Source organism: Gardnerella sp. KA00243, from assembly GCF_049244105.1.
Taxonomy (GTDB): Bacteria; Actinomycetota; Actinomycetes; order Actinomycetales; family Bifidobacteriaceae; genus Bifidobacterium; species Bifidobacterium leopoldii.
This window is the reverse complement of the sequence record NZ_CP058375.1, coordinates 219,002-242,411: the sequence shown is the minus strand read 5'-3', so window position 1 is coordinate 242,411 and position 23,410 is coordinate 219,002. Positions and strand designations below refer to the sequence as shown.

Genomic DNA, 23,410 nt, shown 5'->3' with positions numbered 1-23,410 from the left:
TATATTATATATTCATAGTCATTGAAGATACATGCTTATTTTGGAGGATGAATGAATTCGAGATTGTATGAGGACCCTTCTGAAGATAATATAAACCCACCTATCTTCACTCCTTCTCATAATAACGATTCATCTAACTCAAACGTGCCTCCTAGTTTCACTCCAAAACGCGTAAAAAGAGGCAAAATAGAGTCTAATGCGCTTCCATCACAAGCGCCGTCTTTTGCGCCTACAACTCAAAGAACAAGAATCTTAAAAAGTCCAGAACAATGTTCTTCTAGACCTGTTTCTTACACATCGCAATTGCAACCAAGACCAGCACCGCGCACAAGTTCTATTTCACAAATGCGTATTCCAACAACTATAAATAAAGCAGTTGGAAGTGCAGCAAAAATACTACCGCACAAACCGCACAGAATTTTACATGCATTTATTGCATTTTTTGTTGTTCTGGCAGTAGGTGTAACTGGTTTTGGGGTATATTCATGGAACTGGGTTGACTCAAGAATTAACCGCACTACTTGGCTTACTAATACTCCTAGCACTCAAGGCAAAGCATGGCTTATTCTTGGTTCTGATCAAAGAGAAGGCGAAGAAGCTAAAGAGATAACAGGATTTAGAACAGATACTATTCTTGTATTGACAAAGCCGAGCAATGGTCACAGCTCTCTAATTTCTATTCCTCGAGATTCTCTTGTTTCTTTAAATGGCGAACAAGTAAAAATTAATAGCGTTGCGCAAGCAGCTGGAAATAAAGCATTAACAGCAGCAATAGAAAAAATTACAGGTCATCGCATTGACCATGTTGCAGAAATACGTTTTGGCGGTCTTACTAATGTTGTTAACGCTATAGACGGCATTGATTTATGCTACAACCGTACCGTAAGCGATAAGTTTAGCGGGTTAAATTGGACTTCTGGATGCCATCACGTTGATGGGAATACAGCGTTAGCATTTTCGCGAATGCGATACGCAGATCCAGAATCTGATTTTGGACGAGCTGCACGTCAACGAATGGTTATTGCAGCTATTATGAAAAAAGCTTTAGATCACAATACATTATTGAATTTTGGAAAAGTAAAAAAGCTTGCTGAAACGGGACTTGCTTCAGTTATTTTTGACGAGAAAACCAATCCAGGAACATTATGGGAAATGGCTCAAGCATTCAAAGAAGCAACTGGACCGTCAGGCATATCTGGAACAGTATATTGGACGAATCCTGACTATCAAGTTCCAGGAGTTGGTTCATCTGTGCTTCTCGATGATGCTAAAAACTTAGATTTATTCAACCAACTTGCATCAGGCACTCATAAACCTGGATCAGTTGGAACTCTTGCGGAGCAACAATAATTTCGAAGTATTGTTGTATAAGCAACACTTCAATTAGATACCATAACTTAGAAAGCACTAAACTCATATCTTTTAACCACAATCTTGCATAAGTATTGCACAAAAATCAAAAATATTGTCTCATACATTTATGAGTAACAAATCTAATACAGGAATGTCTACAACTAAAGTACTTATGCATGTACAGATGGCAGCGAGTATAGTTCCCATATTCGCTCACATAGCATTGGCTATAATGGCATGGATGCAAAATAATTGGATGATGCTAACCATGATTATTCCAAGCATTATGATGTACATAGCAAGTCTTATTCCACAAATTTTTCAATACATATCTGAGAAAAATTCTATTCAAAGTGTTCAACAAAATCAGCAAATTCAATTATTAAACACTACGCAATCGTCAAATAACTTAACTTATAATCAACAAACTATAGAAAGTTTGCCAGATACTATTACACCAGTAAGTTTAGAAACATTACTTATGAGAAGAAATGCAATTTCTAATACGCAACATCACTGGAAAGAAGTATTGCAAACATGGTTAAAAAATGCAGGAACATACGACACAAAAAACCAATCTAATAGTATGAAGGAAAATCTAAATACAAATATTTATAACTACTTACCTAATTCAAAAACTAAACACCTTATAGCTCCACTTGGAATAAGCAATAATGGATACTGCTATTTAGATTTAATTAACAATGGACCACATGCTTTAGTTGCTGGAACAACTGGTTCTGGTAAATCAGTACTTCTTACGACTTGGTGTTTAGCTTTGGCTTTTCAATACGGCCCACAGCAGCTACGGTTTGTTTTTATGGATTTTAAAGGAGGAGCAACTTTTGACATACTATCTAAACTCCCACATGCTATGGGAAACGTAGGAGATTTAAATCTTAAACACGCAATACGCGCTCTAAAAGGTCTCGAACTAGAACTAGATAGACGAGAAAGACTAGTAGCTCATCATGGGTGTAATAATATTGCACAAGTAACTCCAGCTGAGCCTTCATTGCTTATTGTTATTGACGAATTTCATGCTTTAAAAGATCAACTTCCCGACTACATGCCTCGTCTTATACGAATTGCATCAGTAGGCAGATCTTTGGGAATGCATATTATTGCTGGAACTCAAAATCCACTCGTACAAGTAAGCGCAGATATGAAAGCTAATATTTCTATTAATATTTGCTTGAGAGTTAGAGACGGAATGCAATCGCAAGAATTATTAGGAACAGCGCATGCAGCTAGAATAAGCCCAAATACACCAGGAGCCGCATATTACAATATTGGAGAAGGAGTAGCTGCCTTGCGATGTGCTCAAAGCAGCAATCCTGCACATTTAGTACGAGCAATACAGTTAGCTGGTAGATTCTGCCATCATGATCATTCTCCAGAATTATTTAGCAAACCATTGCCGTCGATTCTTTCATCAAAACAACTTGCAGAGTATTCAAATAATTACAAATACAAAAATTCGGAGCAAAAAATATCTCAAAGTTTACGTACTCAAGAATTTCATACGAAGCATATTATTATTGGTTTGCAAGACGATACCATACACTTATATCCTGCTCTATTACCAATTCACCTTGGAAATATCGCTGTTATTGGAAGTAGAAAACAAGGCAAAACAACAATATTAAAAATAATTTCTAAAACTTTAAACCTGCCAATATATTCAGGAAAATCACTATACGAACAAAACATTAATAACATTTACAACGAAAATACGCCAATCATTATTGACGATGCGGATGAATTGCTTGATCCGCTAAATACGAGACAAACTGCTATTGCTTTTCAAAAAAGATTAAATAGTAAACAATGCCCAGTTATTATGAGCACTAGCACTTCTCGCTACTTACGTTTACCTGAGCAAGCACCAGTGAGGATAATATTCCCAACAGGAGATATTGGCACAGATACAATGCTTGGAATACCTTCTGCTTTATCTAAAAGTTTTGATATTGAAGACTATCAACTTCCAGGACGATGTGTTTTAATCACTCCAGGATCAGCAAGTTTAACTCAAATAGTGCACCTAGAATAAAATTTATTCATAGTGACGCATCTTGACTTTTACGTGCGCGCATTGCTCTACGCTTTAGAGTTCTACGCTCATCCTCGCTTAATCCTCCCCACACACCGTAATCTTGGTTAGTTTCTAATGCGCATTTTAAGCACTCTGTTGCAACATCACATGAGCGACATACTGCTTTTGCTTCTTCAAGCTGTTGAACTGCTGTACCAGCACTGCCAAGAGGAAAGAACAGTTCAGGATCTTTGTCACTACATGCTGCTGTTGTGCGCCAATCAAACGAGTTGCTCATGAATTATTATCCTCATTTCTTACCTACAACGGTGAGCTTTAGAAGTTCCCCTGAATGTAAGGAAATCATGAAAAGAAAGTTTTTTCAAGGTATTTTGCATCTTTATTAGCAATTTTAATTGTTCCTATACTTTTTACACTAAATGTATAACATTTAATGCACGTTGGAAAACAATTTTTACTAAAGCTACTCAATACCAGATACGCGCAATTTAATGTCTAACACTACCCTAGTTCCGCCTTCTCTTCGAGGAGACCAACGAACTGTACCACCAAAATCGTTAGTGACAAATGTGTTTATGATCTGCGTTCCAAGGCCAGAGCCAGATGGTTTAGCCATTCCATGAGAAGACTCGCTATCTATACCATCTCCATCATCTTCAACGACAATATTAAGATTGTCTCCGCCCCTACCAACTGCAATACGAATATGACCTTTTTCACGACCTTCAAAACCATGTTCAACTGCATTCGTCACTAACTCAGTTAAAACAAGAGATAATGGTGTAGCATCCTGAGCTGCTAATCTGCCAAATTTTCCAACAAAATCAATATCGATATTTTGATTCTGAGATGCCAACTCAATTGACATCTTCAACAAACTCGAAATAACTTTGTCAAAATCAACAATTTCGTCAGCAGTTTGACTCAAGCCTTCATGAACTAGTGCTATAGTCTGCACACGACGTTGAGCTTCCTCAAGTTCTTTTCTAACTTCAATAGATTTTGTTTTACGAGCTTGCAAACGCAAAAGAGCAGAAACAGCCTGTAAATTGTTTTTTACGCGATGATGTATTTCAGAAATAGTGGCATTCTTAGTACGCAATTCTTGTTCACGTCGCAAAACTTCAGTAACATCACGACATAACACTACGGCTCCAACACGATTATTTGGACCCCACAGAGGCAAGGAGCGCATGGAAACTATAGAATGGTTCGCTTCAAGTTCGCAATCCACATCAGCTTTTCCAGTTAATACAAGAGGTAAACTTTCAGGAACATTGTCGTTTGTATGCAACAACCTAGTACCAAATTCGCTTAAATATTCACCTTGCATAGTGTTTAATCCACCGAGTCTGCGGAAACAACTAATGGCATTAGGGGAAGCATAACGAACTATTCCATCGTCTTCTAGCACAATAAAACCATCGGATACTCGAGCATTATGTCGCTGATTTAGTACAGATTCATGATATGGGAATTGTTCACGAGGAATCATGTCAAATAAAGTTTTACCAGCATTAATACTTTCGGTTTCATAACGACCGTTAGATTCACGCGTTGCCAAATTAGTTTCACGCATAACCAATCCGAGAGTTTTACCCCTATGACGAACTGGAGCGTAAACGTAGCATACAGTAGCTCTACCAATAGAACGTAAGGTTGAAGAGTGGAAACTTGTCTCAGATTTCATCGCCTCATTAAGCTCAGGCACTAAAGAATCATCTAATTTTTTGCCTAACAAATCATCAGTACGCAAAGTAATAGCTGTTGAAGGACGACATTGTTCAGCAACAACATAATCACCGTCACCATTTTGAATAATCAGCAGCAAATCTGCAAAACTCAAATCTGCAATAACCTGCCAATCGGCCACCAAATGATGAAGCCACTCACGATCACTGTCATTAAAATCAGGACGAGTAGCAAGAATGTTAGAAAAATCAGCCATAATGTAATAATATATCGAACTCACAGAAAATTCTGTGAGGCATGTTGTTGTTTTGAACAAGAAAACCGCTCCTCCTCAATTAAGAGAAGAAGCGGTTTAATAATTTATAAATTATTCTTTAAAACTAGAAGCCAAACTTAGCAGCAGTTTCGCGCAAAGTTTCAGCAGAACGCTTCAAAGCAGCCAACTCACGATCAGAAACTGGAGTGTTTAGACGAGAGTTTACACCATTGCGATTAAGCAATGTTGGCACAGACATGCACACATCAGAAATGCCGTGGAAGTCATCGAGCAAAGAAGACACTGGAAGAATGCGGTTAGTGTCGCGAAGAACAGCCTCAACAATATCTACACCAGACATAGCAATAGCGTAGTTTGTTGCACCCTTACCGTTGATAATCTTGTAAGCAGCGTTAACAACTTCCTGATGGATTTCTTCGCGCTTAGCAGCATCAAGTGGCTCATGACCTGGAAGAGCGTTCCAATCGCACATTGGAACACCACCAATGGTTGCAGAAGCCCACAGAGGAACTTCAGAGTCACCGTGTTCGCCAGCAATGTATGCGTGAACGTTCTTAACATTAACGCCCGTGTGCTGAGCGATCAAGAAACGAAGACGAGCGGAATCAAGGTTGGTACCAGAACCAAACATTTGGTTTGCTGGAAGACCAGAAAGCTTCATAGAAACGTGCGTAACAACATCAACAGGATTAGTAATCAACATGTAAATTGCGTTAGGAGCAACCTTCACAACGTTCGGAATGATTGACTTCATGATGTTGATAGTGGCTCCTGCAAGCTCCAAACGAGTCTGACCTGGCTTCTGGCGAGCACCAGCAGTAATCACGACCATGTCAGCATCACGGCAAATTTCCACATCGTCAGAACCGGCAATAGAAACTGCAGGATAGAAGCTAGAACCATGCTGCATATCCAAAACTTCAGCTTCAACACGTTCCTTAGCAATATCTTCAAGCACAATCTCACGCGCAACACCACGCTGAGCAGCAGCGAAAGCGAGAGTAGATCCGACTGCGCCGGCACCAATAATTGCAAGCTTAGTTGGCTTAACCTGCGAACTCACCATGAGCAAAAACCTCTTTTCAACAACCTATCACACCCTTATAAGCACACAAAATACCACGATTTATGCATTACTAAGGGCTGCTCTCACATTAAGAGCTTTTGGTATGAACACCTTTACTCTAATCGCACCACCGGAATTTATTATTACAATGCTACTTTCATAAGTTTTGCAGCTAACGATGGTCCGACCCAAGCAATAAGTTCAACCCCAGAATCTACATATTCTGCCTTTTCAACTACACCATTTTCACGAACTTTTGATAATAATCCACCAAACTCGTACGGCAAAGTTACATCTACACGAACACGAGGAGACGGTAACAATTCTTCTAAACGATTGCGCAATATTTGTAAATTTTCGCCACTGAATGCAGAAACAATAACAGCATCAGGATAAAGAGAAGAAAAACGTTCTCGCGCAGCATCACTCATCATGTCTGATTTATTCAATGCCATAATTTGAGGTATATCTTCTACACCAGAAATATTAGCGAGAACTTCGTTTACTGCATTAATTTGCGAAATAGGATCTGGATGCGAACCGTCAACTACGTGCAAAATAACGTCTGCTTGTCCAACTTCTTCCAAAGTGGATTTAAATGCTTCAACTAATTGAGTTGGAAGTCTGCGAACAAAACCAACAGTATCTACCAAAGTATAGCTTCTACCATCTTGAGTTTGAGAACGACGTACTGCAGTATCAAGAGTTGCAAACAGTGCATTTTCTACTAATTCTTGTGAACCAGTAAGACGATTTATAATAGACGACTTGCCAGCATTCGTATATCCAACAACAGCTACAGTTGGAATATCTTGTCGTCTACGAGAACCGCGTTTTACATCGCGCGCAGGTGCCATATTTGCAATATCGTGGCGAAGTTTAGAAATACGATTTCGAATAGCTCGACGATCCATTTCGATTTTAGTTTCGCCAGGACCTCTAGAACCAATACCAGCATCTCCTGCAGCTCTACCACCAGCCTGCCTAGAAAGAGCAGCACCCCAGCCTCTTAACCTAGGTAGCATATATTGCAATTGAGCAAGCTCAACTTGAGCTTTACCTTCACGGCTTGTAGCGTGCTGAGCAAAAATATCCAAAATAACAGCAGTGCGATCGACAACCTTAACTTTGGTTGCATCTTCTAAAGCTCTACGCTGGCTAGGTGGTAAATCATCATCAACAATAATCGTATCTGCATCATGTTGAGCAACTACTGCTGCAAGCTCACGCGCTTTACCTGAACCAACATAAGTTGCAGCATCTGGCCTATATCTTTGTTGCAACATGCCATCACAAACAACAGCACCAGCAGTCTGTGCCAACGCTGCAAGCTCACGCAACGATTCTTCAGCTTGAGCAAGAGTTCCTTTTGCACTAGACCACACTCCTACTAGCACAACGCGCTCAAGACGAAGCTTTCTATACTCAACCTCGGTAACATCTTGTAATTCACCAAGACCAGCTACACGCTTTAAAGCATTACGAGACTCACGCTCCTGCCAAGCTTCATCATGCTTTTCACTGTCAGAAGTAGTGTCTAGAAGCACATCCGAATGAGCATAAAGCACTGCATTATTGGTGAGATTATGCTCATTCATATTATTAGAATCATTTTCGAGGGAGGAAAGATCGTTTGAATTAAGCACATCATCTCGCCCGGATACCACATTACTATCCACCAACTGTCCCTCCTCTATTTCATTGTAAATAGCGTTTTACAACGTTTGTCTTATTATGGTGACTTGAGACGACAATATATGAACACAACCTATATGTATGATATGTAAATAAAGATACAATAGTAAAAAGTATATTAATAAATTTAAATTTATAGGCGAAATACGGTATTTTTGAGCGAGATCATGGAAAGTCATCAACAATTTAAACAATACGATAAAACCAAATCACCAAAATCAGAAAAAACGCAAAAAATCAGTGGCGAACAATACTTTTCTGCAACACCATCATCTTGCGATGAGCGAAGAACGTTACATGTAACTTTGAGAAATCATGAAACTGTTATACAAGTCTCAAACGGAGTATTCAGTGCTTCTAAGCTTGATCTAGGCACGTCTGTGCTACTAAAACATGCTCCAAAACCACCAGAAAATGGCAAATTCCTTGATATTGGATGCGGATGGGGTCCTATAAGCATTGCAATGGGCTTAGAATCTCCAGAAGCTGAAATTGTAGCTGTAGATGTAAATGAGCGAGCGCTAGAGCTTACTGAACTAAACGCAAAAAACGCTGGCTTAAAGCATATTCGCACTTCTTTAGTAGATGACGCTTTAAAAGAAAATAATACTTTGGAATTTAATAATTTTGATCTCATATGGTCCAATCCACCAATTCGCGTTGGAAAAGAAATGTTGCACGACATTTTGATGACTTGGATTCCGCGTTTAAAAGTGGGAGGAGCAGCTTACTTAGTTGTGCAAAAAAATCTTGGCTCAGACTCACTTATTCCTTGGCTTGCTGAAAATCTTGGCGAAAACTACAACGTTGAAAAATATGCAAGCTCTAAAGGATACCGAATTATAGAAGTACTAAAAAGTAAGCACTAAAGAAGTACCAAAAAAGTAAAAAATTTACGAAAAGAAATATACACTATGAAATTCGACTACCCTGTTGAGCTTCCTATTTGCGCAGCACACGACGAAATAATAGAAGCAATTAAGTCTTCACAAGTCGTGATTGTTTCCGGACAGACTGGCTCCGGTAAAACTACGCAAATCCCAAAAATGGCGCTTGAGCTTGGAAGAGGCGGAAGAGGTAAGCAAATCGTACACACTCAGCCTCGCCGTTTAGCTGCACGCACTGTTGCTGAGCGAATCGCAAGCGAAATGGAAGTAAAACTGGGTGAAGAAATCGGCTACCAAGTGCGATTTACCGACGAAAGTTCACCTAAAACGAAGCTTCGAATTGTTACTGACGGTATTTTACTTGCGCAAATTCAGCGAGATCCTCTTCTTACTAAATACGACACGATTATTATTGACGAAGCTCACGAACGCAGTCTTAACATTGACTTTTTGCTAGGGTATTTAACAACTTTACTTCCGCAAAGACGCGATTTGAAGCTGATTATTACTTCGGCAACAATAGATTCTGCAAAATTCCGTGAACATTTCGAACAAGCTTTACACATAAAAGTTCCTGTTATTGAAGTTTCTGGACGCACGTACCCTGTGAGAGTGCTTTATGAGCCGCTTGGCTCCGCGCCTTCACTTATGCGACATGTCCCCGGCTTTGCAGACATAACAATGGATGAGGAAACTGTCGCAGAAAGCCAATCTAACGAAAGCAATCGAGACGATATTACAGATGAAGATATGACATCTGCAGTAACTCGCGCATGCGCTCAATTAGTTATTCATTCAAGCCACGAGCAAGGCGCGCGCGACATTATGGTTTTCGCTTCCGGCGAGCGCGATATTAGAGAGTTTGAAGCAGGATTACGCTCATATTTTGGCACTCGAGCAAGTGATATGAAACGAGCGGATGCTATTGAAATAGTGCCGCTTTTTGCGCGTCTTTCTGCAAAAGATCAGCATCGCGTATTTGAACATCACTCTCATCAACGCATTGTTATTGCTACGAACGTTGCTGAAACTTCGCTTACTGTTCCTGGGATTCGATACGTTGTCGATCCTGGTTTTGCGAGAATTAGCAGATATTCTAAGTCTGCAAAAGTGCAAAGGCTTCCTATAGAGCCGATTTCTCAAGCGAGCGCAGATCAGCGTTCTGGACGATGCGGACGAATCGCGGACGGAATTGCTATTAGACTTTACTCGCGCGAAGATTACGAAACTCGACCTCGTTTTACCGATCCTGAGATTCTGCGCACTTCGCTTGGAGCAGTAGTATTACACATGCTTTCAGTAGGCGTTGCTAAAACTGGCGAAGATATTACGAATTTCGGTTTTATTGACCCTCCTGATATGAAAGCAGTAAGCGACGGCTTTAATGAGCTTAACGAGCTTGGCGCAATAAGCAGAAAATCAGGTTTCATTACTTTAACTCATATTGGACGCGAGCTTTCGAAATTGCCTATTGACATTCGTTTAGGACGCATGATTGTTGAAGCAGCTCGTAAAACCACTCCGAATACTCTTGCTGCTGTGCTGGTAATTGTTGCGTTTTTGAGTTTGCAAGATCCTCGCGAGCGCCCTGAAGAACAGCGTGAAGAAGCAGATAAACTTCATAATCGTTATGCCGATGAAACAAGCGATTTCTTAACTGCTTTAAATATTTGGGATTATATTTTCCAAGCAGACGGAAATATGAGCAATAATGCTCTTCGCAAACTTTGCAAAGCGGAATTCTTCCACTTTTTGCGTTTAAAACAGTGGAAAGATTTAGTTAATCAACTTCAAGACTTGTGTAAAGAATTACATTATAAAGTTGGCGAGCCTATTCCATCTAAAAGGCCATCTTTGGAAATTCGTCAACTTCCTAATAATCAGCAGGCTGCTCATAGCTTGTGCTGCTCTTGGGATTCGCAAGGAATACACTCGTCGATGCTTGCAGGATTACTTTCTATGTTGGGAATGCAAGTAGTGCGTGAACCGAAAGCTTCAGATTTTGCTAATTTGCATGGATCAGCAAAAATTCGCGCTATGAAACGCGCTCAAAAAATGGCTAAAAACGACTATCAAGGCGCGCGCGGAGGAAGATTCGCAATATTCCCGGCTTCATCTGTTTCTAAAACAACTCCTTCATGGGTTATGTGTACGCAATTAGTTGAAACATCTAGACTTTGGGCAAGATATTGCGCACAAATCGATCCTGCTTGGGCTGAGCCTCTTGCTAAAAATCTTACTAGAATCACGTATTCAGACGCTCATTGGAGCGCTTCTAAAGGTGCTGCTGTAGCAAAATCTAAGGTATTACTATACGGATTGCCTATTGTTCAAGATCGCACAGTTCAATGGGCTAGAGTTAATCCTTACGAAGCTCGAATGATTATGATTCGTCAAGGCTTAGTTGAGGCAGATGTGCAACAGCGTTTTGCACACGATGAGTTTATTTTAAATAATCACAATGTGCTTGAAGATGCAGATAATCAAGCAAATCGCACTCGCCAAATAAGCGAAACTGTAAACGACGAAGATTTATTTACTTTTTACGACACTCACATTCCTCAAGAAGCAACTACTATTGCAGCTCTTGCAAAATGGTGGAAAGATAACCGCGAAGAAGATCCGCACAAGTTAGACTTTAATCCCGATGAAGTTGAACGTTTACAAACTACGCAAAGCACTGATTTAGCTGATTATCCTGACCATTGGAATACAGTTGGTACAGACGGTCAGATTATAAGGTTGCGTTTAAGTTATGTGTATGATCCGGCTAATCCTTTGGACGGCGTAACAGTGCATGTGCCGCTTTACGTACTTTCGCGTTTAACTCCTGAAGAATTTACTTGGAATGTTCCAGGTTTGCTTGATGAGCTTATTATTGGCATGATTAAATCTTTGCCTAAAGCTCTACGAGTACAGTTTGTTCCAGCTCCTGACACTGCTCAAAAAATTCGCGCTTGGATTGACGAACATTACGACGAGCTTCCTGGGACTGGAGAAACAGAAAGCAATATAAAAAGCGAATGGCAAGATTTTAGAGAAGTTTTCACTAAAGCTGCAATTTGTGTAGTTGGCGCGCAAATACATCCTGAAGTTTTCGATGACGAGCAAATAAGCAGACTTTCGCCATACTTGCGCATGACGTTTAGTGTTGAAGAGAGAAAAGCTAACGAAAGTCGCAATAAACTTGCAGGTCGCAACAAGTACTCTAATCACGTAAAACCTACTCTTCTTGGAACAGACAAATCATTAATTGCATTGCAACAGCGTTTTGCGAAAGAAGCACAAGAATCTGCACGAGAAGTTGTAAATATCAAAGCAAATAAAGCAGCACAAGCTGGTCATGTAATTGAACGAGCAGATTTATTACACAAATCTGGTGCTACAAACCTTTCACGCGCACAAATGGTTTGGCAAAGCGCATTGAATATGCTGCATTTAGACAATAAGCGTATTACTTCTCGCTGGCTTGGTTCTGAAGCTTTAATGCTCGCAGCTGCACCTTATTCAACTTCTAATGCTTTAGCAGAAGACTTGCAAATGGCTGCAGTAAAACGACTAATTGCGAACACGGATAATATTACTGACGACAATTTATTACGCGAAACTGTTGCAAACGTATCTGAAGTATATGAAGACACTGTTTATGCTGTTGCACACGATGTGATCGCAATATTGAAGCGTCAAGCAGAATCAAGTAAAGCTGTTTCCGGCAAGGCTGATTTACCGTTGCTTTCAGTGTTGCAATCAATCCGAGAACACACTGCAAGTCTTGTATACGAAGGATTTATTGCCAAAACTCCATCTGATTCTCTACCTCGTATTGAACGCTACTTGCATGCAGACGTGATTCGTCTTACTAAAGCTAAAGCAGATAAAAACCGTGACGTACGTTGGGCTTGGCAAGCAGATGAAGCACATAAGCTTGTAATAAAAACTCAAGAAGACACTCAGAAAATCCCAGCGGGACCCGCTCATGACGAGTCGCAAATGATCGCTGAGAAATTACGTTGGATGTGCGAAGAATTCTATGTGTCTCTTTGGGCGCAAGAATTGGGAACTGCATATCCGATTAGCATACAACGCATGCGAAAGATGATTGACGGAAGGTGAAAACTGTTTCGCATATATGCATATATTTTTCTTAGCGCTTGCAATGTTGTAAACAATATTGCTCATAACGTTGCAAACAAACTTTATTTGCACAGTTGCTAAGTTATTGCCAATTATAATTCTATTGCTTTTGCTTTCACTATTATTTTTGGTCTTGTTCTTGATCTTCGTCTACTTCGATTGCATTGCTTTCTTTAGTGATAAAGTTTCTGAATGTAAATACGATAATTCCTAATAATGCAACAGCAGCACACATAAGAGATATGTTTGCAAATCCAGACGAAATACCAGAAGCACCGGTTATAGAATCCCCACTCAACATGTTTTTATCTAATATTCCGTCAAAAATTACTACACCAACAGACGCAGAAACACTAATAGCTAAATCATTCATTCCGCACCCTCTGCCAGATTCTTCAACTGGAAGAGATGAAAGAATTGTTGAGGCCAGTGGAGAATATACCATTCCACAACCTGCATAATAAATGCATGCACACAAAGCTATAGCCAAGAATCCAGAATTTATTAATACTGCAATACCAATCCATCCGCAAAGTATAAACAATATTGCTAATAATAAACCTGTTTTTCTTCCTATACGACTAATTATTAAGCCTGAGCATGAACCGAATATTGCAGCAACAATAAAAGCCCAAACTAAATAAGAAGCTACTTGTGAAGTAGTCATATTATACAAAGTTTTTCCAACTCTATTGAACAGTGGACTTATGCAATAATTCGTGAAGTATATTATGCCCATCAAAATTATGCCAGAAAGCCAACGAATATTCTTGAAGAAAGCTGGCGTAACGAATGGCTCTTTAGCTTTACTAATGTAAATACCAAAAATTATAAACAATATAATTGCTGAAATAAGCATCAACAAGTTTCTGTATGAAATGAACAATGTAAGAGATGCAACAGCAAATCCAAAGACTGTAAAACCAACAACATCAATTTTTTTACCATTGCCGTTTTTTGTTGGTAAATAATGCAATAATGCCGGCAATATTAGAATAGTTAATGCTGGAATTAAGAATAAATATTGCCAAGCAATAGAGCTTAACAATCCTGCTGAAAACACTCCAATACATGCAGAAAGCTGGTACGATGCTGTAAATAATCCGAAGAAGATAACTTTCAAATCATTTCGCAAATATTTTGTTGCAATTACTAAGAATGATGAACCTGCTACTTGTTCACCAGTTGTTTGCATAATACGAGCAGCAATAACTGTCCACAAATTTGGCTCAAAACAAGAATTAGCTACAAATCCAAAAACTGAGCCTATAAACAAAGATGTTAATCCAATGGTTACTAGCTTTTTTAATGACACAAAGTCGCCTAAAGAACCGTAAATAAAGCATACGATTCCTAAAATAATGCCAGGTAAACCTGTTATAAGAGGCGCTTGATCAACAGCTTTCACATCTATACCAACTTGTTTATAAACAAGGTTGAAACCTTGCAAGCACAACGTGCTAATAATAAATGTAATAAGCAGTAGTATTAACGCACGAACAGCAACCTTATTGCGCATTTCTGGGTCATCATAAGGATCCATAGAAGAACAATCAATTCGTTTAGTTCCAATCATCATTATCTTACTCTCCTGCCACATCCTAATAATTCCAACATTTGTGCAGAAAACTACTGCAAATAAATCAATCTGCCCTAACAATCTAAAGTTAATCGCAACAAATTCTTCGCGCGTAGCTACTCAATCGGATAATTCTACAGTTTGATAGTTACAATCAACAATAAAAATTGGGAACAATTTTAAAAAATAATCACAATAATAAAATGATTCGCATATCACTTATAATGTAACAAGCTAAGTAGGAGGAAACATGGTGCAGAGAAGAAAGAAACATGATTCTATTCATGTCAACCTAAATAGTGAACATAATAGTGGTGCTCATCACAATAAAAACAACAGTTCTTTAAAGCATAAGTTTTACTCCAATAAAATTTTACGAAACATTATTATTGCTGTCATAGGCATTGCTATTATCATTCCTGTTGTTCAGTGGATACGTTGGGAACAGACTGTTTCTGATCTTCGCAACAAACAAGAACAACTTGTGTCACGCTTTGATTTTAATCCAGGCAATATTATTTCTGATTCTCAATTTTTTGACGATAACGCAATGAGTAAAGATGAAGTACGCAATTTTATACGCAAAAAAGGAGCAAAATGCACTGGTAAAAATTGCTTAAAAAATGCGTACTTTAATACTCACACTATTCCTGCCGATTCACTATGTTCAAAGTATCAAGGTGTAAGCAAAGAATCTTCTGCAGACATAATATACAAATCAGCAAAAGCATGTCATATCAGTCAACAAGTATTACTTACAATGCTGCAAAAAGAACAACATCTTGTAACAGACACTGATCCTAGCGATTTCCAATACAAATCAGCTATGGGATTAGATTGTCCAGATGATTCTCATTGCAACCCACGTTTTGCAGGATTCTTTAAACAAGTAATTGGTTCCGCAAGAAGATATAGATATTATCTTCTTCATAACGATCAATATAACTACCACCCTAACACGATTAACACAATTCAATATTCGCCAAATAAATCATGCGGATCTAGCAATGTTTATATCGAAAATAAGGCTACTGCATTGCTTTATATCTATACTCCTTATCAGCCAAATATAGAATCGTTAAAAGCTGGATACGGCGAAGGAAATTCGTGCTCAGCATATGGAAATCGCAATTTTTCATTGATTTACTCTGCATGGTTCGGAGATCCTCGCAAATAATATTCGTTAGATCAACATAGAAATACAATTTTGGTGTATAAGCGTCGAGATATACTTAAATGCCTAATTTTTGGCACAATTGGTTGCGGTATTTTACGAAGAATGGATGCGTATGTCTACCTATTCCTCACAACTTGGTGAAGAACAACAAGCTGTTGACCGAGCTTATAGCCGTCTAGACGATTTGCGTAATACTATTCGCGCACGCTTAGACGCTGTGCGCGCGTCAGGTTCGCACGGTTCACCAACACAGCGCACAGAGCGCGACTCATTCGCAACCATGTACGAAGATCGTCTTACACAATTACGAGCTGTTGAGGATCGTCTTGTTTTTGGAAGGCTTGATAACACAGAAGGCATTAGGCGATACATTGGTCGCATTGGTTTGCTTAGCGAAAACCATGATCCTATTCTTACAGATTGGCGCGCTGAAGCTGCACGACCTTTTTATGAGGCAACCCCTTCGCATCATGGCGATATTGTTATGCGTCGTCATATTACACTCCGTTTCAGAGACGTTATTGGTGTTGAAGATGAAGTACTTGACATACATTCTGATGAAATAGGAAAAGCTTCACAACAAGGTACTCTTACTGGCGAAGGAGCACTGCTCGCATCTTTAGGTTCTCGCAGAACCGGCAAAATGACTGATATTGTTGCCACTATTCAAGCAGAACAAGATCGAATTATTCGCGCTCCTCTTGATCACACTATTGTTGTACAGGGAGGTCCTGGCACAGGAAAAACAGCTGTTGCTTTGCACAGAGCAGCCTATTTGTTATACACTCACAGGCGCAAACTTGAGCGTTCAGGAGTTCTTATTGTTGGTCCAAGTTCGGCATTCTTGCGTTATATTGATCAAGTACTCCCTTCTCTTGGTGAAACAGGTGTAGTAAGTAGAACTATTCCCGACTTAATTCCTGGAATTTGTGCTACAGCTGAAGATTCTCCATACGCAGCAAAATTAAAAGGAATGTATCGTATGCGAACAGTTATTGCGAATGCAATTGCCGCTCGTATTCGCGTTCCTAAAAATCTTCCAACAATTCATGTTGGAGGATTTAGTATTCCTCTTCTAAAAGAAGATATTGAGATAGCTCAATCAGATGCTCAACGGACTCACCAGCCGCATAACCAGGCGCGAAATACTTTTATAAAAACTGTGCTCAGCATATTGAAAAATCGTTATTTGGAAAAGCTTGATTATGTTCCAGATCAAGTTGAATTAAACGATATAACTTCTCAACTTCGTCTTGACGATAAACTGCGCATTACTTTAAATCTTGCATGGTTACCTATGGCTGGAGAATGGCTTATTGACCAACTTTTTGCTAAACCTGACAAATTACGCACATACGCACCTTGGTTAAGCAACGAAGATATCAACTCACTTACTAGACCAAAAGGCAGCCCGCTTACTCGTTCTGATATTCCATTACTTGATGAAGCTATGGAATTGCTTGGTCCTGATCCAAAACTTGACGCTCAAAGATCTGCAGCACAAGCAAAAAAACTTGAAGAACAGCAATTTGCAGCTGACACTCTAGCACAAGCTGGTATTGGAAATGGCATAGTAACCGCCGATATGCTTCTTGATAATCTGCAAGGCGACGATGCAGGAATGCTTGCCCGTAAAGCAGCTTCTGACCGCGAGTGGACATATGGTCACGTAGTTGTCGATGAAGCTCAAGAGCTCACAGCAATGGATTGGAGAATGCTTATTCGTCGTTGTCCTTCACGCTCCTTTACTATTGTTGGCGATGTTGCACAGACTTCTGCGCTCGGAGGAACTCACAGATGGCAGAAGAATATGAATTCTCTATTTGGAGAACCAAATTGGGATCTTTACGAGTTAACAATTAATTATCGAAATCCTAGTGAAGTTTCTGAAGCAGCAAGCAAGGTTGCAACAGATTCAGGATTATACATTTCTACTGTTCATGCAGTTCGCTCAGTACCTGATTCACTTGTATCACAAACGGTTGAATCACAAGATGAACTCGATACTGCACTTGCAGAATCTTGTACAAAACTATTCGAAAAATTTGTCTCTGATGATGGTAGTGGTCGTATTGCAATCATTACTCCTAACAGCATGGTTAGCCATGCTAAAAAGGTTGTAAACCAAGCATTAGAACATGCATTACCTGAAAAATTATGGAATCAGTTAAACAAACAAAATGCCGATGATTGCCAATGCAGCGTTTGCACAGCTGAGGAAGTAAAAGGTCTTGAATATGACGCTGTCATAGTGTTGCAACCTTCTCAAATTGAACAGGAAGCAGCATCTAGACTAGCTGCTGCAGCCAATCTATATGTTGCAATGACTAGACCAACTCAAAAATTGCATATAATACGCACTAAAGATGACGCAAATTTTGAGAAATAGAACTCAAAATAATGCAAAAGCGCAGGGAATAGATATTCTGTAACAATAATCGATAAAATTATTATTCTTCTGTTTTACTGCGCTTCAAATCTTCAATGGCATGTTCAAAATCTTCAAGACCCGTGAAGTTTTGGTACACACTTGCAAAACGAAGATATGCAACTTCATCTAATTCACGCAATGGCTTAAGAATAGCTTTGCCAACTTCTTCAGATGTAACTTGCGCTAAACCTCGTGCTCGCAAATCAGCTTCTACTCGCATACCAATCGTCTTTAATGCCTCAGCATTAATAGGGCGTCCTTGACATGCTTTGCTAACACCGGCAACAACTTTTGCTCGATCAAAAGGTTCAATAGAGCCTGAACGCTTCATTACAAGCAACTGAGTTGTTTCTACTGTAGTAAATCGATTACCACAAACTTGGCATTCACGTCTACGGCGAATAGAGTAACCATCTTCGCTGATACGAGTATCTATAACTTTCGTATCAGAATTTTTACAAAAAGGACAATGCATATATTCAGCATACTAAAAAATAGCGAAAAACTACATAATATTATTCACTTTATTCAAATATTTCCGAATATTATACGATTTTATTGTCCATAATCCGAAATACTCCATAAAACACACTGAATATTACATCATCATTTTCAGTAAAACTTATCTCATCAGTTTCAATTTCAAATATAGTAATATTTTCCCTTCTCATATTCCCCCCAATTTCATACTATTTGCACTCAATCAACTATTGAGCATCATTTAATGGAACATTAATAGACTGTCCGATTACCAAATCTTCAGAAGAAAGATGATTTAAAGCCATTAAACGCTCTACATTATCTGATATATCACCGTTTTTAGGAGTAATAGTAGCAGCATAATTCCATAACGTATCTCCAGGACGAACTGTATATGTAACAACTCTTTCAGGTATCGCAGAAACAGCAGTCTTTGGCATAAACAATGTACAGAATGTTATTGCTGTCATCAAAAGTACAGCTACACGAAAAACTCTAGTTTTGCGCGCATGCTTATTAGAAACGCAGCGTTTACGAATCAAATAAGTATTTTCTTGTATACCTACTCTAGCTTCCCTGCCACTTCTAATTAATGATGTACTCATAACTGTCCTTTCTCCTTCCTTAATCGACTGAACATTTGTTCTATCGAACAGGTGTATTAATAATGACACATTTGTTCGATAGTTGCAACGGCGTGTCGAACAGATGTTTGATTTTTCTAAGAAAGTGCGTTAAAATAGTAAAAGCGAAAGGAGCACCATGAATAACGATGGCACAAATAATGATAACAACGGCATTAATGCTAGCGATATTAACGCAATGTCACTTACTGACCGCCAACGCAATATTATCAATGCCATCCAAAACAATATAAAAATTCATGGATTCCCTCCTTCTTTCCGCGAAATCGGAGAAGCAGTTGGACTTAGAAGCCCATCTTCTGTGAAACATCAATTGCGAACACTTGAAGATAAAGGGATTTTGCGAATTAATGCAAATAAAGGTCGCGCTATTGAAATTCTTGATAATTCAATTGTTGAAAACAATTCAAATAACAAAATTAATAAAAATTCTTCAAGAGTTGCCAATATTAGCGCATACGAATCTGATTCTGTTATAAATTCTAGAGATGTTCCTCTAGTGGGAAGAATCGCAGCAGGAGCTCCAATAACAGCAGAACAGCATATTGAAGATGTAATGCGATTGCCAGAACGTCTTACAGGTACAGGAAATCTTTTTATGCTTGAAGTACACGGCGATTCGATGATTGACGCCGCTATTTGCGATGGCGATTATGTAGTAGTTAGAGAGCAGCATGAGGCTGTAAATGGAGACATTGTTGCAGCACTGCTAGATAACGAAGCAACTGTTAAAACTTTCAGAAATGACCATGGTCACGTATGGCTTATTCCACATAATCCGGCGTACTCTCCTATTGACGGATCACACGCAACTATTATGGGAAAAGTTGTTACAGTATTGCGAAAAATCTAACAAATATAACTACTGAACAAACAATAGAATTTAACACAATAAGTTGTAAGTTGTCATTAGCTCATAGAGCTAAAGCAGCAGAGAACATAAATTGCAAACCATAAAAAACAAGTTATAAAATGCAAAACGCAAAACTTGAAACTTAAAACCCTAAAACTTAAAACCCAAACCCTAAAAAAATCTCCCCACCTATTCACAAACGAACTAGGTGGGGAGATTAATACTTACTTACGCAAGTGGATGTGAATCCTTAATTGTCACTGAAATTTCACGTCCATTTGGAGCCGCATAGCTAACAGTATCACCAGTATGAGCACCCATAATAGCCGCTCCAATTGGAGATTCCGGGCTAATAACGTCATAATCTGTAGCTACAGCAATATCGCGAGAACCAAGAACATAAGTCATTTCTCGACCTGCTAGCTCAAGAGTAACCAAAGAACCATTGCCAACAGTGCCATCCTTCGGAGCTTCAAGAATCTTCGCATTACGAAGCTTCACAATAAGCTCATTAATGCGACCTTCATTCTTTCCTTGCTCCTCGCGAGCAGCCTGATAACCACCATTTTCAGACAAATCACCTTCAGCACGAGCTGCAGCAATACGCTCAGTGATTTCTTCTCGATACTCACCTTCACGATGCGCTAACTCTTCTTTTAGTTTGTCATACGCTTCCTGCGTAAGTAAAATAGTTTTTTCTTCAGCCATTGCTACCTCCTTATCCAACAATCTCTAAAAATAAAAACTATTCGCGCGAAAATAAAATTCACGCTCTTCTATCAACGAGTTGAAATAATATCAACAACAAATACCAAAGTGTCTCCGCCACCAATACCGGCTTGCGGTATGCCACGAGAGCCATAACCATACTCTGGAGGGATAGAAATCAACAAACGAGATCCAACATTATGACCTGGAACAGTGCGATCCCAGCCCTGAATCACTTGACCGACACCAATACCGAAACTAGCTGGAGTATGACGAGCAAAGCTTGAATCAAATGGCTTTTCGCTACCCCAAACCACACCATGATAATTCACAGTTACAGTGTCACCGGCACGAACTACAGGACCATTACCTTCAACTAATTCAACAACTTTAAGACCTGCTGGCGGTTCAGATTCAGGGAACGTCACCGTTGGCGTAGTGCCAAATTCTGCAATCACTTCTGGCATATCTTGTGCCATATTTCCTCCTTTACAAACTCCAAACAGTATAATCTGAACAGTATAACATCTACACAGACAGCTTTTAACCATCCTGCATTACTAAAGCAGCGCATTTTAAATAGTACATTTAAGTAAATGCACATTCGAATAAATGCAGTTTAGACTAACACTTCCTAGATTAACCTGTCCTAGATTAGCACTGAAACGTTACGTATGTACATGAAATATACGCATTGTGTATAACTTAGCAAAAATTAATCTCAAAATATCAGCGAATTAATGCAAAATATTAGCAAATTAGCACTCAACAACGTTTACAGCTAGCCCGCCTTTTGAGGTTTCGCGATATTTAGACATCATGTCATGACCAGTTTCTTTCATAGTCTTAATCGCTTTGTCAAGGCTTACCATGTGCGAGCCATCTCCAAGCATCGCCATTCGAACGGCATTAATTGCAGTATTTGCAGCCATAGCATTGCGTTCAATACAAGGAATTTGTACCAAACCGCCTACAGGATCGCAAGTTAATCCCAAATGGTGTTCTATACCGATTTCTGCAGCATTTTCAACCTGTTCCGGGGTTCCTCCCAACACTTCGCACAATCCTGCAGCAGCCATTGAACAGGCAGAACCAACCTCTCCTTGGCAACCAACTTCAGCTCCAGAAATTGAAGCATTTCGCTTAAATAAGTAACCAACAGCACCTGCAGCAAGCAAGAATCGCACAACTCCGTCTTCATCAGCAGAATCAACAAATCGCCAATAATACTGCAATACTGCAGGAATAATTCCTGCAGAACCATTCGTTGGAGCAGTAACAATACGCCCACCACCAGCATTCTCTTCACTAACAGCGAGCGCAAAAAGATTAACCCACGCAGAATCTGAACTTTCTAAAGCAGCATCCGAACGACGACGATTGTTGCGAAGCATGTCTGAATTTGCAGCTAAGCGCTCATACATGTGAGGAGCTCTACGAGGCACATCAAGACCTCCTGGCAAAATCGGTTGCTTTGAGTTGCATCCGTTTTCTACACATTTACTCATAACTTTCCAAACATGCAGCAAATAGTTGCGCACGTAGTCGGCATCACCTTCATGCAATGCAAGCTCGTTTTGCCACACAACATCGCTTATTGACATATGCTTTTCTCGGCAAATATTTATAAGCTCGTCGCATGAAGTAAAAGGATAAGGTACAGTGGAATCTTTTGTTTGATTTGAGGAGTTTGCAGCATTATCGCTACTATTTCCGTTATTACTTTCGTTATTATTTCCGTTATTACTTTCGTTATTATTCTCGTTCTTACTTTCGTTATTACTTTCGCTATTATTCTCGCTTACACCATTCTTATTGGCATTATTTTCATCTTGCTCAGTAACACGCTCATGCAAGCCAACCATTGCATCATCTGCACACCCTTGACGAATAAATCCGCCGCCAATTGAATACCAAACTTGCTCATCGATTTTATTTCCGTCAGAATCAGTTGCAACAAAACGCATTCCATTAGGATGAACAACCATTCGCATCCATTTTTCAAAAATTACGTCCTTATCGTAATCAAAAGCAATAGTATGTTCACCTGCGAGCATTAAAGTGCCAGTTTTTTTGCATTCCTGACGAATAGTAAGCATATGATCAGTGTCTACATTATCTGGAAGATTTCCTTCAAGACCTGCAACGCAAGCACGATCAGTACCATGACCAAGACCCGTTAAAGACAACGATCCGTAAAGAGTCACACTTACATGCGCAACGTTTGCAAGACTACCACTTTTTTTAAGCGATGAAACAAACGAGCATGCAGCTCGCATAGGACCTACTGTATGTGAAGAACTAGGACCAACTCCAACTGAAAACATCTCTAAAATACTAAACACGTATCTATTGTAAGCATTATTAAGCTCACG

16 protein-coding genes and 1 pseudogene are annotated in these 23,410 nt (G+C 39.3%); 7 read left to right on the top strand and 10 right to left on the bottom strand.

From position 1 onward, the window contains the following. The first annotated feature begins 51 nt into the window (after positions 1-51). Together HXT50_RS01005 and HXT50_RS01000 are read left to right on the top strand one after the other, a co-directional pair. Complete coding sequence (locus tag HXT50_RS01005) at positions 52-1,350, top strand: LCP family protein (protein ID WP_032842522.1); 1,299 nt, start codon at positions 52-54, stop codon at positions 1,348-1,350. Positions 1,351-1,585: 235 nt separating this feature from the next. Beyond that, positions 1,586-3,409: an FtsK/SpoIIIE domain-containing protein gene (locus HXT50_RS01000; protein WP_415688502.1), complete on the top strand. Its 1,824-nt coding sequence runs from the start codon at positions 1,586-1,588 to the stop codon at positions 3,407-3,409. A 7-nt stretch (positions 3,410-3,416) separates the two neighbouring features. Here HXT50_RS01000 and HXT50_RS00995 read toward each other — a convergent pair whose 3' ends face one another. The 4 genes from HXT50_RS00995 to hflX all read right to left on the bottom strand — a co-directional run bounded on the left by HXT50_RS00995 (position 3,417) and on the right by hflX (position 8,045). Further along, complete coding sequence (locus HXT50_RS00995) at positions 3,417-3,689, bottom strand: WhiB family transcriptional regulator (protein ID WP_004107118.1); 273 nt, start codon at positions 3,687-3,689, stop codon at positions 3,417-3,419. Between the two features lie 186 nt (positions 3,690-3,875). Beyond that, complete coding sequence (locus tag HXT50_RS00990; protein WP_415686937.1) at positions 3,876-5,360, bottom strand: sensor histidine kinase; 1,485 nt, start codon at positions 5,358-5,360, stop codon at positions 3,876-3,878. Positions 5,361-5,484: 124 nt separating this feature from the next. Next, a complete protein-coding gene (locus tag HXT50_RS00985) occupies positions 5,485-6,447 on the bottom strand; it encodes an L-lactate dehydrogenase (RefSeq protein ID WP_004107125.1) in 963 nt (320 codons plus the stop codon). Between the two features lie 143 nt (positions 6,448-6,590). Continuing rightward, positions 6,591-8,045 (bottom strand): GTPase HflX, encoded by a 1,455-nt coding sequence (gene hflX / locus HXT50_RS00980; protein WP_050543387.1) that lies wholly within the window; start codon positions 8,043-8,045, stop codon positions 6,591-6,593. 264 nt (positions 8,046-8,309) lie between these two features. Here hflX and HXT50_RS00975 point away from each other — a divergent pair, with 264 nt between their 5' ends. After that, positions 8,310-9,011 (top strand): class I SAM-dependent methyltransferase, encoded by a 702-nt coding sequence (locus HXT50_RS00975; RefSeq protein ID WP_004107129.1) that lies wholly within the window; start codon positions 8,310-8,312, stop codon positions 9,009-9,011. 18 nt (positions 9,012-9,029) lie between these two features. Next, positions 9,030-13,142, top strand: a pseudogene (gene hrpA / locus HXT50_RS00970) (ATP-dependent RNA helicase HrpA); the annotation flags it as partial. A 142-nt stretch (positions 13,143-13,284) separates the two neighbouring features. On the opposite strand, the gene HXT50_RS00965 reads toward hrpA, so the two are convergent. After that, positions 13,285-14,742 (bottom strand): MFS transporter, encoded by a 1,458-nt coding sequence (locus HXT50_RS00965; RefSeq protein WP_004107137.1) that lies wholly within the window; start codon positions 14,740-14,742, stop codon positions 13,285-13,287. 250 nt (positions 14,743-14,992) lie between these two features. Between HXT50_RS00965 and HXT50_RS00960 the strand changes: the two genes are divergently transcribed. Together HXT50_RS00960 and HXT50_RS00955 are read left to right on the top strand one after the other, a co-directional pair. After that, positions 14,993-15,919, top strand: coding sequence for a hypothetical protein (locus HXT50_RS00960; protein WP_004119897.1), 927 nt, complete (start codon positions 14,993-14,995; stop codon positions 15,917-15,919). A 112-nt stretch (positions 15,920-16,031) separates the two neighbouring features. Beyond that, positions 16,032-18,308 carry a HelD family protein gene (locus HXT50_RS00955; protein ID WP_421776913.1) on the top strand — a complete coding sequence of 759 codons (2,277 nt, stop codon included), beginning with the start codon at positions 16,032-16,034 and terminating at the stop codon, positions 18,306-18,308. Positions 18,309-18,369: 61 nt separating this feature from the next. Here HXT50_RS00955 and nrdR read toward each other — a convergent pair whose 3' ends face one another. Together nrdR and HXT50_RS00945 are read right to left on the bottom strand one after the other, a co-directional pair. Continuing rightward, the gene (gene nrdR, locus HXT50_RS00950; protein ID WP_004119918.1) at positions 18,370-18,825 is read right to left on the bottom strand and encodes a transcriptional regulator NrdR; all 456 of its coding nucleotides are present in this window, start codon (positions 18,823-18,825) and stop codon (positions 18,370-18,372) included. 232 nt (positions 18,826-19,057) lie between these two features. Then, positions 19,058-19,435 (bottom strand): LysM peptidoglycan-binding domain-containing protein, encoded by a 378-nt coding sequence (locus HXT50_RS00945; RefSeq protein WP_064340256.1) that lies wholly within the window; start codon positions 19,433-19,435, stop codon positions 19,058-19,060. A gap of 217 nt (positions 19,436-19,652) precedes the next feature. Here HXT50_RS00945 and lexA point away from each other — a divergent pair, with 217 nt between their 5' ends. Then, a complete protein-coding gene (gene lexA / locus HXT50_RS00940) occupies positions 19,653-20,327 on the top strand; it encodes a transcriptional repressor LexA (RefSeq protein ID WP_100066613.1) in 675 nt (224 codons plus the stop codon). A gap of 228 nt (positions 20,328-20,555) precedes the next feature. Here the strand turns inward: lexA and HXT50_RS00935 are convergent, their stop codons facing one another. The 3 genes from HXT50_RS00935 to HXT50_RS00925 form a co-directional block, all read right to left on the bottom strand. Continuing rightward, entirely contained in the window at positions 20,556-21,035 is a 480-nt protein-coding gene (locus HXT50_RS00935; protein ID WP_004107146.1) for a GreA/GreB family elongation factor, read from the bottom strand. 71 nt (positions 21,036-21,106) lie between these two features. Then, entirely contained in the window at positions 21,107-21,514 is a 408-nt protein-coding gene (locus tag HXT50_RS00930; RefSeq protein ID WP_116971448.1) for an FKBP-type peptidyl-prolyl cis-trans isomerase, read from the bottom strand. Positions 21,515-21,793: 279 nt separating this feature from the next. Then, entirely contained in the window at positions 21,794-23,362 is a 1,569-nt protein-coding gene (locus tag HXT50_RS00925) for an L-serine ammonia-lyase (RefSeq protein ID WP_410295035.1), read from the bottom strand. Between the last annotated feature and the right edge of the window lie 48 nt (positions 23,363-23,410).